This is a genomic window from Cyanobium sp. BA5m-10 (genome assembly GCF_024346255.1).
Lineage (GTDB): Bacteria > Cyanobacteriota > Cyanobacteriia > PCC-6307 > Cyanobiaceae > Cyanobium_A > Cyanobium_A usitatum.
Genome location: NZ_JAGQCP010000051.1, coordinates 1 through 16,164, shown reverse-complemented (window position 1 = coordinate 16,164; position 16,164 = coordinate 1). Strand labels below are relative to the sequence as shown.

13 protein-coding genes and 1 pseudogene are annotated in these 16,164 nt (G+C 55.7%); 5 read left to right on the top strand and 9 right to left on the bottom strand.

Translation table 11 applies throughout. The features are described 5' to 3' along the window. The coding region (locus KBY85_RS13435) for an AbrB/MazE/SpoVT family DNA-binding domain-containing protein (protein WP_254961970.1) at positions 1-197 on the bottom strand (197 nt) is incomplete at its 3' end. Positions 198-659: 462 nt separating this feature from the next. Beyond that, complete coding sequence (locus KBY85_RS13430; protein ID WP_254961969.1) at positions 660-845, bottom strand: hypothetical protein; 186 nt, start codon at positions 843-845, stop codon at positions 660-662. Between the two features lie 104 nt (positions 846-949). Between KBY85_RS13430 and rfbB the strand changes: the two genes are divergently transcribed. From rfbB to KBY85_RS13405, 5 genes are read left to right on the top strand one after another with little or no spacing between them, the layout of a single operon-like run. Further along, positions 950-2,077, top strand: a complete 1,128-nt coding sequence (rfbB, locus tag KBY85_RS13425; protein ID WP_254961968.1) for a dTDP-glucose 4,6-dehydratase — start codon at positions 950-952, stop codon at positions 2,075-2,077. Beyond that, positions 2,074-3,303: a glycosyltransferase family 2 protein gene (locus KBY85_RS13420; RefSeq protein ID WP_254961967.1), complete on the top strand. Its 1,230-nt coding sequence runs from the start codon at positions 2,074-2,076 to the stop codon at positions 3,301-3,303. The genes rfbB and KBY85_RS13420 overlap by 4 nt, the downstream gene beginning before the upstream one ends. After that, on the top strand, positions 3,282-4,253 hold the full coding sequence (locus KBY85_RS13415; protein WP_254961966.1) for a glycosyltransferase family 2 protein: 972 nt from the start codon (positions 3,282-3,284) through the stop codon (positions 4,251-4,253). The genes KBY85_RS13420 and KBY85_RS13415 overlap by 22 nt, the downstream gene beginning before the upstream one ends. Then, positions 4,189-5,583: a glycosyltransferase gene (locus tag KBY85_RS13410; RefSeq protein ID WP_254961965.1), complete on the top strand. Its 1,395-nt coding sequence runs from the start codon at positions 4,189-4,191 to the stop codon at positions 5,581-5,583. The genes KBY85_RS13415 and KBY85_RS13410 overlap by 65 nt, the downstream gene beginning before the upstream one ends. 3 nt (positions 5,584-5,586) lie before the next feature. Further along, positions 5,587-6,510 carry an NAD-dependent epimerase/dehydratase family protein gene (locus KBY85_RS13405; RefSeq protein ID WP_254961964.1) on the top strand — a complete coding sequence of 308 codons (924 nt, stop codon included), beginning with the start codon at positions 5,587-5,589 and terminating at the stop codon, positions 6,508-6,510. Here the strand turns inward: KBY85_RS13405 and KBY85_RS13400 are convergent. The 7 genes and pseudogenes from KBY85_RS13400 to secA form a co-directional block, all read right to left on the bottom strand. After that, positions 6,507-7,325 (bottom strand): bifunctional 2-polyprenyl-6-hydroxyphenol methylase/3-demethylubiquinol 3-O-methyltransferase UbiG, encoded by an 819-nt coding sequence (locus KBY85_RS13400; RefSeq protein WP_254961963.1) that lies wholly within the window; start codon positions 7,323-7,325, stop codon positions 6,507-6,509. The two genes, KBY85_RS13405 and KBY85_RS13400, sit on opposite strands and share 4 nt — an antisense overlap. A 381-nt stretch (positions 7,326-7,706) precedes the next feature. Next, positions 7,707-9,080, bottom strand: coding sequence for a glycosyltransferase family 4 protein (locus KBY85_RS13395; protein ID WP_254961962.1), 1,374 nt, complete (start codon positions 9,078-9,080; stop codon positions 7,707-7,709). Then, on the bottom strand, positions 9,077-12,088 hold the full coding sequence (locus KBY85_RS13390; RefSeq protein WP_254961961.1) for a methyltransferase domain-containing protein: 3,012 nt from the start codon (positions 12,086-12,088) through the stop codon (positions 9,077-9,079). Before KBY85_RS13390 ends, KBY85_RS13395 begins: the two co-directional genes overlap by 4 nt. After that, positions 12,049-12,702 (bottom strand): methyltransferase domain-containing protein, encoded by a 654-nt coding sequence (locus tag KBY85_RS16095; RefSeq protein WP_396121872.1) that lies wholly within the window; start codon positions 12,700-12,702, stop codon positions 12,049-12,051. The genes KBY85_RS13390 and KBY85_RS16095 overlap by 40 nt, the downstream gene beginning before the upstream one ends. 41 nt (positions 12,703-12,743) lie before the next feature. Then, complete coding sequence (locus tag KBY85_RS13385) at positions 12,744-13,838, bottom strand: ABC transporter ATP-binding protein (protein ID WP_254961960.1); 1,095 nt, start codon at positions 13,836-13,838, stop codon at positions 12,744-12,746. Between the two features lie 151 nt (positions 13,839-13,989). Beyond that, positions 13,990-14,799 carry an ABC transporter permease gene (locus KBY85_RS13380; protein ID WP_254961959.1) on the bottom strand — a complete coding sequence of 270 codons (810 nt, stop codon included), beginning with the start codon at positions 14,797-14,799 and terminating at the stop codon, positions 13,990-13,992. Between the two features lie 34 nt (positions 14,800-14,833). Continuing rightward, positions 14,834-16,164: pseudogene (gene secA, locus KBY85_RS13375) on the bottom strand (preprotein translocase subunit SecA); the annotation flags it as partial.

The following is a 16,164-nucleotide window of genomic DNA, read 5'->3' as shown; positions in this document are numbered from 1 at the left end:
GCGGCGGCGGCCTGATTCAGCTCCTCCAGGCTGGCGCAGTGGCTGCTGCGGCCTGCCAGCAGGCCGATGAAGCTGTTGATGCTGCCGGTGGCTTGCTCGGCGTGCAGCTCCAGCCGGCCGCCAGGCAACACCTCCACATCAATGCGCTGGCCAGGCTGAATGCCCAGATGGGCCAGTAGATCCTTGCGCAGCGTCACCTGCCCTTTTCGGGTGACGGTGAGGGACCGCGATCTTTTGCGCCTTTGCGTTGGGGGTTCGACCATTGCAATGGGCAGCTTCGATCTTAATTGTAAGGCGCTTTTCCCTTGCTGATCAGATTGGCTTCTGTGGCACTCGATGGGCCCGATCAGCACCTCAAGCACTGAGATCACATCTCGGACTCGCCTGGCATTGCGTTCGGAGGGGCTGAGCTGGTGCCTGTGCTGGACAAGATTGCACTGGGCTTGCTGTTCTATGGCCGTCGCTACGGCGGCAGCGATCTGGGGCGCCAACCAGGAGCCGGTGCTGCCATTGGCGCGGTCGATCAGCAGTTTGGGTGCGTCATGAAATCTGTACAACTTGTACAGATTTTGGTTGTACAGATTTTGGACGCTTTTAGCTCAGCCCCAGCCGGCGGCCAGGCTCACCGGGATGTTGGGGCTTTCCGGGTTCACGGAGGTCTACTGCAGCTTGTGCCGCAGGACGAGATCCATGGCTTCCATGGGGATGGCCCCCAGCAGCACCTCAATGGGGCCCATGTAGGGCACCGTGCGCCGGTGTCCATCGGCCAGGGCCCGCACCTCCAATCCCTGCAGCTCGGGGCTCGAGGGGTTGGAGAGCTGAACGGTGCCGTAAATCAAGCCCATGAGGTCAGGTTAAAGGCGTTTTGCCCGTAGGCATGCCCCCCTTCCGTGGGGATGGTTTGTGGAACAACGTTCCCCGGTAGCCTCATAAAAGCTTGATTGATCCCATGCCCTCACTACTGCCCGAAGGGATCAACCGCGTGCTGGTTACCGGCGGCGCCGGCTTCATTGGCGGGGCGCTGGTGCGCCGGTTGCTGCGCGATTCCAGCGCCACGGTGTTCAATCTCGACAAGCTGGGTTACGCCAGCGATCTCACCGGCATCGAATGCCTGGGCCCCGAGGCGGTTCAGCGCCACCAGCTGCTGCGGGTGGACCTCACCGACGCCGATGCCACAGCCGCAGCCGTGCGCCAGGCCGATCCCGACCTGGTGATGCACCTGGCAGCCGAGAGCCACGTCGATCGCTCGATCGATGGGCCTGCGGCGTTCATCGAGAGCAACGTGAGCGGCACCTTCAACCTGCTGCAGGCGGTGCGGGCCCATTGGGAGCAGCTGCCGGCGGAGCGGCGCGAGGGCTTCCGCTTCCACCACATCAGCACCGATGAGGTGTTCGGATCCCTGGGTGCAACCGGCCGTTTCTCAGAAACCACCCCCTACGACCCGCGTTCCCCCTATTCGGCCAGCAAGGCCGCCAGCGACCATCTTGTGAGCGCCTGGCACCACACCTACGGCCTGCCGGTGGTGCTCACCAACTGCTCCAACAACTACGGCCCCTGGCAGTTTCCCGAGAAGCTAATTCCGGTGGTGATTCTCAAGGCCGTGGCTGGCGAGCCGATTCCCCTCTATGGCGACGGCGCCAACGTGCGCGACTGGCTGTATGTGGAAGACCACGTGGAGGCGCTGCTGCTGGCGGCCACGCGGGGGCGGCTGGGGGAGAGCTATTGCGTGGGTGGTGCAGGCGATCACGGCTCCCCCAGTGAGCGCACCAACCGCGATGTGGTGGAAACGATCTGCGCGCTGATGGATCAGCTGCGGCCCCAGGGTGCTCCTCATGCTCGATTGATCACCCGTGTGGGCGACCGCCCCGGCCACGACCGGCGCTATGCGATCGATGCGGCCAAGATCACCACCGAGCTGGGCTGGAAACCGCGGCATAGTTTTGAGCAGGGGCTGGAAGCCACGGTTCGTTGGTATCTCGAGCATCTCGATTGGTGCGGGGAGGTGCGTGATCGTGCTGGCTACAGCGGCGAGCGCATCGGCACCCAAGCAACGGCGCAGGCTGTGGCTGCCGGATGAGGCGCGGCTGGCCGCTGCTCGCACTCAGCGTGGGCCTGGACTTGGTGGGGATGCTCGCCGGGGGCCTACTGGCAGCTGAGTTGCGCCAGCTCAACCCCGCCTTGGTGCTTCAGACAGATGTTCTGGTCTTCGGGATTGGATTTCTGTTTGTGGCCTGGTTTTTCGGCGGCTATTCCTTCCTGCGCTGGCCGTGGATGCCCTACCGGCAGCTGGTGCAGCGTTGGTTGTTGGTGCTAGTCATCGCCTTTGGCCTGGCGGTGCTGGCGGGTTTGCTGCTGAATGCGCCGCCCACAGCGGTGTGGGTTCAGCCCAGCAGCCTGCTGATCCTTGGGGTGGTGTTGGCGGTGTGGGGGGGACTGCTGCGGCGCTGGCTGCAACCGCTGGCGCGGATCCAGGCCAGCCAACGGCTGGCCGCATCGCCGGTGGCCGCGGTTCAACGCATTGAGGAACGGCAGTTGCTGCTGTTGCTTGTGGCCTATCACCCATCGCTGCAGGAAGTGGAGCAACTGCAGGCCTGCCTGGCGGAGTTGCCGCCTCAGGTGGGTTACGCGGTGGTGGTGAACGACCACCATCCAGGTGAACCGGTGGAGCAGTTGGCTGCAGGGGCCGATGGCTTCCTGGCCAATCCCGACAACCCGGGCTACGGCCGTGCCGTGAACCGTCTGGTGGCGCATCTCGGCCAGCTACCGCCCTACATCGGCGTGCTCAACACCGATCTCACCTGGCCCGGCGGCACCTTTGAGCAGCTGTTGGGCTGGTTGCAGCAGCACCCGCAGGTGAGCCTCGCGGTCCCTCAGATCCTCGACGAGGTTGGTGCTCCCCAGAAGCTCTGCAAGCACAACCCCACCGTGCTGGGCTTGTTCAGCCGCCGCTTCCTGCCGGATTTGCTCAAGCCCACCTGGCTGAAGCGCTATGACCGCTGGTATGTGATGGCGGATCAGCACTACCAGGAGGTATTCGAGGCGCCCTACCTGAGTGGCTGCTGCATGCTGATTCGCAGTGATGCCTTCCGCCGCGTTGGCGGCTTTGATGAACGCTATTTCCTCTACCTGGAGGATGCCGATCTCACCCGCACCCTGGCCCGTGATGGCCGCTGCGTGCATCTGCCCGTGGCTGGTGTTGTCCATGGCTGGGGCCGAGGCAACTACCGCAACCTGGGCCTGATGGCTGTGAACCTGGCCAGCGCCTGGCAGTACTTCCGTAAATGGGGGTGGGCTCTGTGGTGAAGACCTACGAGGTGGTGATGGCCACCTGCAATGGCGAACGCTTTGTGGATGAGCAGATCGTTTGCATCCTTCAGCAGACCGTGGTGCCCCAGCGTCTTCTCGTTGCGGATGATCATTCATCGGATCGCACCGTGCAACGCCTGAGGTATTGGCAACAGCACAGCTCTGTTCCGATCGAGTTATTACCTCTGGAAGGCCTTGAGCGCCTTGGCAGTTGCCGCAATTTCGAGCGGCTGCTGCAGGCAAGTGCAGCTCCCTACGTGATGCTGGCCGACCAGGATGACCTCTGGGATCTCAACAAGGCTGAACGGTTGTTGCACCAGATGGCTTTGCTTGAGCAGCGTTTGGGCTCAGAAAGGTCACTGTTGGTGCATGCTGATCTCCGCTTGATCGATGCTGAGGGCCGGGCACTAAGCCCTTCCTTTCATCGGCTTCAGGGTTTGAAGCCAGAACGCCACGGGCTTCTGGAGATTGGAATGCAGAACGTAGTCACCGGCTGTGCATCGATGCTGAATCGAGCATGCGTGCTGCAAGCTTTGCCATTCCCAGCGGAAGCGGTGCTTCATGACTGGTGGCTCGCTCTGGTGGCCGCGCAGGCGGGTGGCCTGGCTTATCTGCGCGAGCCGTGCATGAGTTACCGGCAGCATCGGACCAATGTGGTGGGAGCTGTGGGCTGGCGCCGTCAGCTGCTGCTGCGAATCCATGGTGTAGTTGCGCGGAATCCCCGGGCTGTTGTCGTGCGATTGATCAGCCCAGGCTTGCTTCAGGTGCGGGCATTCCTGGACCGCTCCGGCCCTACCGATCTGGCTGCGCTTTGGCAGCTGCTCTGGAGCTACTCACGCTGGGTGCGGCTGAGCACAGCTCTTCGGCTTGGCCTGCGCAAGCATGGCCTCTGGCGCACGGCGGGTTTTTATGCCGCCTTGGTCTACTGCAGGCCATCCGGCCACTGAGGACGCCATGCGGATTCTGCTGGCGGTGCATCAATTCTTTCCAGGGTTTCACGCCGGCACGGAAACGCTGACGCGGCGTACGGCCGAAGAGCTGCAGCGCCGTGGCCATCAGGTTTGGATCTTGGCTGCAGGCCCCCATGAGCCCGAGCAACCAACCTGGCGGCGGGAGCGCTGGCAGGGGCTGGAGCTGATTCGGTTCAATCCACCGCCGGAAGCCTCGCCGCTCAGAAGCGGTGTGGAGCAGAGCTATTGGCGGCCTGAGTTTGAGCAGCAGTTCTCGGCGCTGCTGCAGGAGCTGCGCCTTGATTTGTTGCACCTGTTCCATTTGCGCCGCCACACCCTGAGCCTGGTGATGGCAGCGAAACGTTGTGGTGTGCCGCTTTTGGTCAGCCTCACTGATTACTGGATGGCCTGCCCCACCGGGCAGCTGCAGTTTCCGGAGCAGTTGCCCTGTGCGGGTCCTCGGGCCGATGGTGCCAATTGCGTGCAGCACCTGGCGGGTCGAGTGACGCCGCCGCTTGGTTGGTTGCCGCAATCGTTCTGGCGTCTAGTGGTGGCGGTTTTGCGGCCGCTTTCGAAGGGCCCGATTGCTGCGCTGCGCAGGCGACCGGCAGCGATGGCCGAGGCTCTGGCCAGCTGTGAATACGTGCTGGTGCCATCGGCGTTGATGTGGCGCACATTTGGGCAGCTCGGTTTCGCCACTAAGCACTTCCAGTTGTGCCCCTATGGCATTGCCTTGGATGGCCTCGCCGAGCAGTTGCCGCGGCAACCCTGGACTGGAAGCCAGCAGCGGCCACTTCGCATTGGCTTCATCGGCAGCATCAATCGTGCCAAAGGGGCCCATGTGTTGCTAGAGGCCCTGGCACTGCTGGGGCCGATGGAGCCACTGGAGCTCGTGCTCTATGGAAACCCCAACGATGATCCCGTCTACGCCGCCCAGCTCAGGCAGCTTGCTAATCCCTTGCCTCAGGTGCGCTGGGGTGGCGTGTTCGGCTCTGAGCAGGTGTTTGCCGTGCTGGCGCAGCTCGATCTGCTGGTGGTTCCTTCACTTTGGAGAGAAAATGCGCCACTGATCGTGCTGCAGGCCTTGGCCAGCGGCTTGCCCCTGCTGCTGTCCGATGTGGAGGGCATGGCGGATCAGGTACTGCCCGGCACCAACGCCTTGCTGTTCCCACCCGGCGACAGCAGCGCTCTGGCTGCGCTGATCCAGCAATTGGAGGCGGATCCTCAGAGTCTGGCCGCGCTGGTGAATCAGGGTGGATCACCCCGCACGATCAGTGACTACTCCGATCAACTGGAGCAGCTTTACGCTCAGCTGCTGCGGAGCTAGGGCATGAAGGTCGTTGTTGTAGGTGCCAGTGGTTTCATCGGCTCCCATCTGGTGGATGGGCTGCTGGCTGCCGGCTGTCGCGTGAGGGCCCTGGCGCGCCACCTGCCCGGACTGATCAGTGAGGCTGCCCAGGCGGACCCAGCGCTCAAGCTCATCCCGTTGAGCATGGACGATGGTCTGGCTCTGCAGCAGGCGATTGAAGGAGCCGATCTGGTCTTTCATCTGGCCAGTGGCAGCCTGCCGCAGAGCTCCAACCGTGATCCTCAGGCGGATGTGCAGGTGAATCTGCTCGGGGCGCTCAAGGTGCTGGAGGCGGCCCGGTTGGCCCAAGTGCAGCGGCTGGTGATGGTGTCGTCAGGTGGCACGGTGTACGGAATACCGCAGCAGGTGCCCATACCGGAAACTCACCCCACCGATCCCACCTGTTCCTATGGGATCAGCAAATTGGCGATCGAGAAATATGTGGCGCTTTACCGCCAGCTGCATGGTCTGGATGGTCTCGTGCTCCGTTTGGCGAATCCCTATGGCGATCGTCAGCGGCTGGATGCCACTCAGGGTGTGGTGCCGGTGTTTTTGGGAAAGGCGCTGCGCGGTGAACCGTTGCAGATCTGGGGGGATGGCAGCACCGTGCGTGATTTTCTGTATATCTCCGATGTGGTTGAGGCACTTTTGGCAGCTGCTCGCTATCAAGGAGAGGAGCGCATGTTCAATGTGGGCTCAGGGGAGGGATTGAGCCTCAATCAGCTGGTGGAGTTGCTGGAAGTTGAGCTCAAGAAGCCTCTGACAGTGGAGTATTTGCCTTCACGGGGCTTTGATGTGCCTACCAATGTGCTCTGCATTGAAAGAGCGCGGCGCTGCCTGGGTTGGAGGCCCCAGGTACCGGTATCCGAGGGGCTGCGACGCCTCTGCGCCAGCATCCGTGTCTAGCGCGAACGCAAAACAACAATATCCTGGAAATCATGAATTGCGCCTGAGGCCACTTGCAACACATCAAAGTATTGATTCCAGGTGCGGCGAATATAAGCTTCTGAGGTAAACGTTATGCCGTACTCGTACTCTGACGTGGTTAAATGTCCATTCTGGAGGATAAAACTAAATCCTTCATTCGCGAACAGCTGGCGGGTCGTCTTTACGCTCCTGGCTGGAATCGCAAGCATCTTGAATATGTCTGGTTCATTCTCGGCGCGATGCAACGCACGTTCACCATGGACAGTCAGCATGAGGATTGCTCCTGGCCGGGTGATGCTTGCCAGCTCTTTTAGATAGAAGAACTGGTCGTTCTCGTTCATGTGAGTAAAGACAGAGATCGAAATAACACAGTCAAAGCGTTTGCCAGCGAAAGGAAACGCCTTGCGCGGAGTAGTGATGATGGCATTCACATGATCCAAATTCTCAGCCACCCATGCGACGTGGCGGGCATCGATATCAACACCGGTGTATTTTCCACGAAAGCCTTTGAACAAACGTGCCAATCGCCCAACACCCACACCAAAATCAAGGATGTCTGAAAAGGATGCTAAAGGCTTGGGGCTGGCAAGACTCAGGGCTTGAAGAATGTCGCACCCGTGTGAAGCGAAGTGATCCTGTCGCGTCAATCCACTAGTGTTCTCGATCAGCTCTTTTGGAGGAAAGGGCGCAACATTATCTAGACCATTAGGTGTGTCAAAGGCCTCTTTCCGATTGAAGTCGATCCAAGCGTCCAGGTCATCGTTAATTCCTTGCCCGTATTGTGCCAAATTCATTGGTGCGTTGATTCTCCGCGCGCTTACAAGCCTAACATTTTACTCACCAAAGCACATATGAGCAAGTCTTTTGTAGTACTCCCCTGATCTATTGGTATCAAGCGCCAGCCTGGTTGGGGCTCATAGTGAGGACGGTGCCCCACGAATAATGAGTGTAGCTAAGTGATGTAGCCATTCTCCTGAGATGTTTTAGATTGGTTATGTAATGCGGATGGTCGTATCTGTCGTCGCGCGCTTGGATAAAAATATTTCCTTTGTTTGGGTGGTAAGCAGTGTAGAGGTCCTTTTTTGGGAGTCTCCCAAAACTAAGCTAAATGTATGGTCCAGTTGGTCATTGTAGTGGAAAATGGACTGATCATCCGGAAAGCTGGGTTTACGGCATCAGGGATTTGGCTCGTAGGAGTCGGTGATCAACCCGCCGATGGCTTCCTGGTATACCTTCTCAAGTTCTGCGGCCATGTCCGTAGTGGTTCGTCGGTAGTGGGTGGATTCTGAAAGCTTGGCCGAAAGACCTGGATTGGAAATAAACCTCTGGAGAACCTGAACCAGATCGGCACAGTTACCACGCGCGAATGAAAAGCCATTCACTCCCTCCTCCAGGAATTCCGTTAGTCCATCAACCCGGGAGACTATGACCGGAGTATGGGTTGCTAAGGCGTACAAGAGCACCAACGGGCTGTTCTCGTACCATCGGGAGGGAATCACCAGCACATCAAGGCCGCCCATCACGGCTACCATTTCGTCCGGATGGAAGGTGGTGCGGAACTGAACTTGGTCTCCGGCTAAATCCTGTAGTCGTTTTGCATAGGCGGGATCCTGATCAAGAGGGCCGTAGATAATCATTTCCGCGGCACAGGGCTGAACATCCTTAAAGGCCTCCAAAAGCAGATCCACCCCCTTGTGTTCAGCTAGCTGGCCTATGTAGCCGAATCGGATTGGGACCCCAGGAGCTCGAGCAGGTTTGGGTGTGCGCTGGATGTCAACCCCAAACCAATGGGTGCGAATGGGAACCTGTAGGCCATTTGCCCGATAAGCCTTGGCTAGAAAGGCCGTGGGGGCGATCACCATGCCGTAGGTGCGGTTGTACCGCTCTCCCAGCAAACCAGGTCGATCCTGAAGATCTTTCACGACATGGGTCAGCTCCTTGGCGGGAAGGAGCTGAAGGCGAGCCGCCAGAACCAAGAGACGACTAAAGAGTGATAGCGGCAATTGGCGGCGGAGCCAGACGAACAACGGATGGGTCGTATGCGCCGTGCCGGCCACCTTGAGATAGCAGGCCACGCAGTTTTTACGATCCCGGGAGGGGCCGCTGCAGAGGAGGCCACGGGCATCTTCAAGTTTGTTTGTGAAGCAAAAGCCGAAGAAATCGGTGAGGGTGGCAACTGTGGGGATTCCCATCTCACGAGCCAAATCAAGCAACACGGCCGTGTGGTTGATCAGATGCGTGACATGGATAACATCAGGCTGCAGACTAGTGATCACACTGCGCAACACAGGAGCCATCTCCGGCTGGTTATAAGTGTCACTAACCCGGCGATTAGGGAAGAGATTTTTGTCAATCACCATGACATCTACGCCGTTATAGACGTAGCTGCACACGGTCTCTCCCTTTGATGCCTCGCCATAGAATGTACCGGCGACGACTGTGACCGTGTGGCCAAGATTGAGTAAATTTGTGGCGATGTTTAGAGTGTAGGTTTCCGTGCCATAAAAATGCTCTGGAAAAAAACAATGGACAAAGATGGCGACCTTCATGATATGACTTCGGCGGATATGGAATGATAGAGATCGGAATAGTGCTTTACCATTGCGGATATGGAGTAATTATCCTGTGCTTTTTTGTGATTCCTCTCGCCAATTGCCAGTCTCTTCTGCCTGTCATCTAGTAGTTCGATGATCAGAAGTGCCAGCCCATGGCTATCGCCGTACTGGGCCAGAAGGTGCTCATCCCCTATAATTGATGGGATAGCACCAACGGCATAGCCTACGACAGGTAAACCCATGTTCATGGCAAAGGCAGAAACCTGTCCAAAGCTTTCCTTCCAAACTGGTGCAACAAATAAGCTCATCTGTTGGTAGAGACCTGGAAGATCCTGATAGGGCACAAAGCCAGTAAAAACAAAATTGTCTGTCACGCCGGCCTCGGCCACCATCTGCTCAAAGATGGGTTTCAAAGTCCCATCCCCCACTATCAGGCATCGAGTCGCAGGCCGAAGCTTGGCGACTTTGATGAAGACATCTATGGAACTGGAGCTGAGCTTGTCGTTTTCTAGCCTATATACCATTCCAATGCAGTCATCTGCTTGAGCGGTGAGGCTTGACACTGAAAAATGATCGAGATCGGATCCGGGAAGAATCACCATGGCTTGCTCGTCATTCTTGCCAAAAATCTGGCGCGTATAGTCGCTCACGTATACATTTTGGCGAATGGCTGTAGATACGTAGGGAGCCACCGGTGTATTGATATTTTGAACCACAGGGACACCTTGCAATTCACAGGCCCGGAAGACGTGGCTATACCAGTCTCGGTCGCAGTCTCCCCAGTAGTGTATATGTACGAAGACCGGCTTGTAGTGGTTGATTAGTGCTTGAAAAGGTGACGAATTCGAGGGATGCGGAAGTTCGTGAATTGTTAGATCTAAATAAGCAGATGGGCGAGGAATGTATCTGGTGACCACCGGCTGCTCAAAGTCCTCCCCGAGAGCTTCGATAAGGTCAACCACCAATCTGGAGGAGCCTCCTAAGCAAAAGTTGGCAATTGCGTGGAGAACAATAGGCTTGTCATTGCTCCCCGACTGGTGCTGGCGCACTGTGTATGACTGATCACTGGCTTCCAGAGTCGCAGGAGTTAAAATCCCCTGATTCGATCCAGAGAGAGAAGACAGGCGTCGAGCCCTGTTGCGCAGGGCGCGGGCGAGGCCCAAGGCCCCGCGGATAGCAGTGTTCTGATATAAACTGGTTGCTCTAAGTCGATTACCCAAGCGTGCCCAACGGCTTCGCTGTTCTATGTCAAGTGCCCTCTCCAGTTCAGCGGCTCGGGTGGAGAGAGAGCTGAGCTGGTTTTCTAGAGCCACAACGGTTGAGCGTAAAGAATATGCTTCCAACTTGACTTGAACCAATTTTTCCTCCAGCCTAAGCCTGGAGGAGATGTAGTCCCTTTGGGTATCTATATAACCCTTATTTTCGAGTGGCGGTAGAGGACCATTGGAACAGACGGCTATGTAGGCTAATGGATTGGCCTGACTCAGGGGGCCGCCTTGGAGAGATTCAAGCGAGTAGGCATGTGGGCTTTCGGAGAAGAACACCCCGGTAAGGGCATATTGATCCAACAGTTGAACAGATTTGAAGGATGCTGTGAGGAGCTCAATAAACTCTTCCCGGTTCCGTTCTCGGAGGTGATACGGATTTGCTCCATACAGGCTTGTGATTTCTGGATTGGGTGTGGAGATAAAAAGCAGACCCTCTGGGCGGAGAACCCTAGCCAGAGCCTGGATGGTTCGATCCTGATCAGGCTCAGTCACATGCTCGATCATCTCGAAACAGGTGACCATGTCAAACGTCTGGTCCTCATAGCTAGCCAGGAAGTCGGCACTCCGCTGGAAGGACAGGTTGGGGAGCCGATGAGAGCGGCGTGCCCACTCCAGGGCCGAAGCATCAATATCCACTCCCACAGCACTGGCCGCGTGGGCTGAGAGTATGGCTGTCCCGTAACCAGTTCCACAGCCGAAATCAAGAACCTTCAGATCAGTGGCAAAGCGACAGGCAAGTGCATATCTCGGAAAATGCTCATACTCAGCGATCTCAGACCATGTAGATGGTACGTATCTTTCATGCATGAAGTCATGAAAGTCACTTCCGCGTGCGATGGCTTCTAGTCCGTCGTATTTGCTTAGGCCATCATGGCCGCCAGCTTCATTTGGGTGAATTCCATGAATGCTAATATCCTGAAATCGTAGGTTTTGGAATAGCTGTTTAAGAGCTGATTCCGTATAAAATACTAGGTGTGATGGGGGATGCCGGTACCGCCAGGTACTCGGACTATTGATGGCTTCCGTGGAGCCCGCATTGGGCGTGCTAAGTAGAATTGTTGTAGCTTCTTTAATGCCTCCAATTGCGAATAGAGGGTAGAATAAAGACTGAGGCTCGATGACATGTTCGATAACGTCTAGCATCAACACAACATCAAATAAATGCGGGATAAGTTCTTCCGCATTTTTGACGATCATTGCACGGTTGCCTAGCCTTTTGATGGCAATCTCTCTTGCGTGGTCGCTTGGCTCTATGCCGAAGCATTCCCACCCCAAGGAAGCTGCTAATTCTAAATGGTTTCCATAGCCGCACCCTACGTCAAGAATTGATAGCGTCTCACCGCTGAAGGTGCTGAGAAACTCTTTAATGCGATCAATGCTTGATTCTGTTTGAGAATCGTAGTTAGAGTATCCTCCTGTCTCGCCGCCTTCAAACCACTCTGATCGATCATAGAATGCGGCAAGCTCTTTGTTGTTTGGAGGATTAATGACATAGTCAGTTCGGCATTCCGAACAGCTATTTATTTGGAAAGCTCCGACTTCGCAGAGAGGGCTGGATGTGGTGCTTCTGCATACTGGGCAATGACGCTGGACAGGGCTACTTGAGAAATCATCTTGAGTGATGAATTCGCTTTGGCTAGAGTTGTGATTTTGCATTGTCTGGCTATGATAACTTGTACATATCTTCGGGGCGGCTATCCTGATGGCGATGGTGCCTTCGCTATGCACATCCATCCGATTGTCTCCTCTGTATCAGGAAGCTGCTTGTCCATCCACAGTGCAGCGCGATTTATTAACCAGAACAAAGCTTTTGAGCCTCTCCGACTCGCGGCTAAATGACTGTTCAGTAGCTGGCCCAAGAGAGCCCAAGCACCACCACATGGAGATAGTTGAATAACTTCAAGACCTTGCTCTTCAAGTGCTGCCAATACTCCGTACTTCGTAAACCGCCAATAGTCAAATGGGACTTCATGCATGCGCCATTGCATTGGTACGGTAAGGATTAGGTGGCCGCTAGGTCGAAGGAGTCTGCGGCACTCGGCCAGATATCTCCGAAAATGAAGCACATGCTCCAGTGTTTGCGTTGAAAGAATTGTGTCAACACTTTGGGAGGCCAGTGCCAATGGGGCCTCCGGCTCGATTATCAAATCTAGTTTGATGCCTATTGCGGCTTCAACATCTGCACCGATGTATTGGCTGACGCGGGTTTCAAATAGTGACCTGTATGGTTGGCCCCCGCATCCATAATCTAGCAAGACCCCACTCGCTTGCTCTAGTGCAATATCCGTGATCCAACTATTAAGTAGGCTTAAGACAATATAGTGATGGTGATTGCTTGAAAGATGCATGTCTGACATGCGGACAGTCTTTAAGCGTTGAGTTGCTTCTTTCATTGGAGCACTACTTGATCTTGGTCGTTGATCGTCCAATTGCAGGGTTGGCGCACTCTCCCCCAGGTTGGTCGGTCTGAACGGACTGAGAAACTCAGGTAAAGGTCAGAAAGTGCATAACAGATGCTTAAGTCAACGCTACAGGCACTCAATGCTGCTTTGTAATTGCCTGGTGCCAAGCATAGATTTGCCAATTCAATCATGCCCGAGAGGCAATTGCCTGCTTCTGTCGCAGGCCAGATAACACCTTGCTCCAGGCTTGATTGCCCGACCATCCAAATCCCATCATTGCTGAAGATGCTAATGTTAAATATACATCGCTCTATCCTTTGCAATGTCTGCATTGAGAACATTATGCGTACGTTGGATCCGGGATGGTAGCAATTCTCTAGGCTTTCTTCTTGAGAGCGAAGCATCTCTGCCTTGAGAAAAATGCCCATGCCTGTGTTCTGCTGCGGGATACCCTTGCTGTTGGCATGGCTCCCTTCTGGTATGTTATTTGCTGTCAGTGCGTAGTATTCTTGTGCGACTTGTACGGGGTCGCCGGCCTCTTTAAGCATCCCTTTGTGAATCCAGATAGCTCGATCACATATCAATTGTAATGTGCTTAGGTCATGGCTCACGAAGATCAATGTTAATCCATTGTCTCGTAATTTTTTGATTCGCATCATGCATTTATTTTGAAATGCGATGTCGCCAACGCTCAATGCCTCGTCTACTATGAGAATGTCGGGATCGGAGTGGCTGGCGATAGCAAAAGCTAGTCGCACAAACATGCCACTTGAATATGTCTTGACTGGTTGATCAATGAATTGGCTAATTTCTGAAAACTCGACAATCTCATCAAATTTTTGTCGGACTTCTTTCTCGCTCAAGCCGAGTAGCCTTGCATTGATCGCAACATTCTCCCTGCCTGTGAACTCGGGATTAAAGCCACTTCCTAGTTCCAGAAGTGCCGCGATTCTTCCCTTGGTTCTAACGGAACCCTCTGTGGGCGTGAGTGTGCCGCAAATCATCTGGAGCAAGGTGCTTTTACCACTCCCATTACAACCTATAATGCCGAGCGTTTCACCACGAGCAACGGTTAGGTTCATGTCCCTTAACGCCCAAAACTCCCTATAAAATTGGCGCCTTTCCCCCCAGATTGCCTGCTTCAGCCTGTCTTTTGGGTTCTTGTAAATGCGGTAGCATTTACCTAGGCCCTCGAGCTCGACTGCTACATTCTCAGTTGGTATTAATTTCATTTTAAATTACGTCTGCGAAGGCTCGTTTGCTCTTTTGGAAGAATCGGAAGGCAATTTCACATGCAATCATTGTGAATAGAATGCCACCGGATACATAGCTTATGTCTGGAGATGTGCCATTAATGGTTACTAGTCGTGTTTGCTCGATTACTTGTGCCAAAGGATTGGCTGCCAAAATGGGTTGCCAGAGTTTTGGGAGGGCAGACACTGGGTAGAAAATCGGACTCAAGAACATCAGCATGCTCACTAGAACTGCTGTGATCTGGCTGAGGTCTCGTATAAAGACTCCAAGAGCAGCCAAAATCCAGGTTATTGCTGTGCATCCCAAAACTAGTGGCGCCCACACTAGTGGAAGGAAAAGAAATGTAATTGGAATATGGTGAATGGCAATTAACTCAAAAATAACAAGTACTATGAGGCTTGCCAGGGCTTGAAATACTGCGCTCCCTACTGCAATTGTTCCTAGTACTTCCAGTGGGAAAACCACCTTTTTTACGTAGTTTGGATTGGCAAGTACTAACGTTGGCGCCCTATTTATGCATTCTGCGAAAAGGTTGAAAACTATCAGCCCGGCAAACAGGTTGATGGCGAATCCCAAGGGCCCGTCGCTTCCTAATGTGCCCCAGCGGGCTTCAAAAACCTGGGAGAATACAAAGGTATATACCCCTAGCATGGTGAGTGGAGTAAGAAAGCTCCAGGCGACTCCTAGTAAAGAGCCCCTATATTTTCCTAGTACTTCCCTTTCCGTCAGCCTCCACCAAAGCTGCCTATGTTGCCAAGTGCTTTGGGGAAAAGTCAGGAATCTGATCATGCTGAGAGTTGCTGATTCTCCATCATGTACTTTCTTAGGCTGTTTGCGCCGCCGGCGCCGGCTGGAACATGAACATCGAATAGATCACATTCCGCCGCATCTGGGTCATCATCTCGAGGAACATATCATAGCCCTCATTCTTATATTCGATCAACGGATCCTTCTGCCCATACCCCCTCAGGCCCACAGATTCGCGCAGAGCATCCATCGCCTGCAGGTGTTCGCGCCAGAGCGTGTCTATCTGCTGGAGGATGAAGTAGCGCTCGGCTTCGCGCATCAACCCCGGGCGTTGCTGCTCAACTTGGCCCTCCTTGATGTCGTAGGCATTGCGCAGTTGCTCCTGCAGGAAGGCCTTGAGCTCCTCCACGCCTAGACCCTGCAGCTGGTCTGGGGTGAGATCTTCCAGGATATAAATAAACTCCTTGGTTTTATCCACCAAACGGCTGAGATCCCACTCCTCGGGCGGTAGCTCTGGGTTCACATAGGCATCCACGATGTCTTCGATGGTGCGCTCGCCGTAGCCGATCACCTGGGCCTTGAGCTCCCGGCCCTCGAGCACCCGGCGCCGCTCGGTGTAAACGGCTTTGCGCTGGTTGTTCATCACCTCGTCGTATTCGAATACCTGCTTGCGGATGTCGTAGTAGTAGGTTTCCACCTTCTTCTGGGCCCCTTCCAGCGAGCGGGTGAGCATGCCTGATTCAATCGGCATGTCTTCTTCCACCCGGAAGGCATTCATCAGTCCGGCGACCCGATCGCCGCCGAAGATGCGCAGCAGGTTGTCTTCCAGCGAAAGGAAGAAGCGGGTGGAGCCGGGATCACCCTGACGGCCGGCGCGGCCGCGCAATTGGTTGTCGACGCGGCGGGATTCGTGGCGCTCGGTGCCGATCACGTGTAGGCCACCTGCCTCGCGCACCTGCTGCTCGTCTTGCTTCACCATGGCGTCGTATTCATCCTTCACCTGGGCGATGCAGTCGCGCAGGGCCTGGATTTGGGGGTCCTCGCTGGGGGCCTTTTCGGCCGCCTGGGCAATGCGGTCTTCCAGCTCCAGCAAGGTGAGCTGCCGGTCGCCCCAGGCATTTACGAGTTCTTTGGCGAGGGTGGCCAAATCTTGGTCAGTTGTTTCGCTGAGGCTGCAGGGATAGAGGTTGCCGAGGCTGCGGGCCTCGCGCGCGGCTTTGGCTGAGGGGATGGGCCGGTGCTCATTTTCGGGGCGCACCAGCTTGGGCAGCAGCACCTCGCGCAGCTTGAGGCGGGCCATGTAATCGCTATTGCCGCCCAGGATGATGTCCGTGCCACGCCCGGCCATGTTGGTGGCGATGGTCACGGCGCCGGCCCGCCCGGCCTGGGCCACGATTTCGGCTTCCC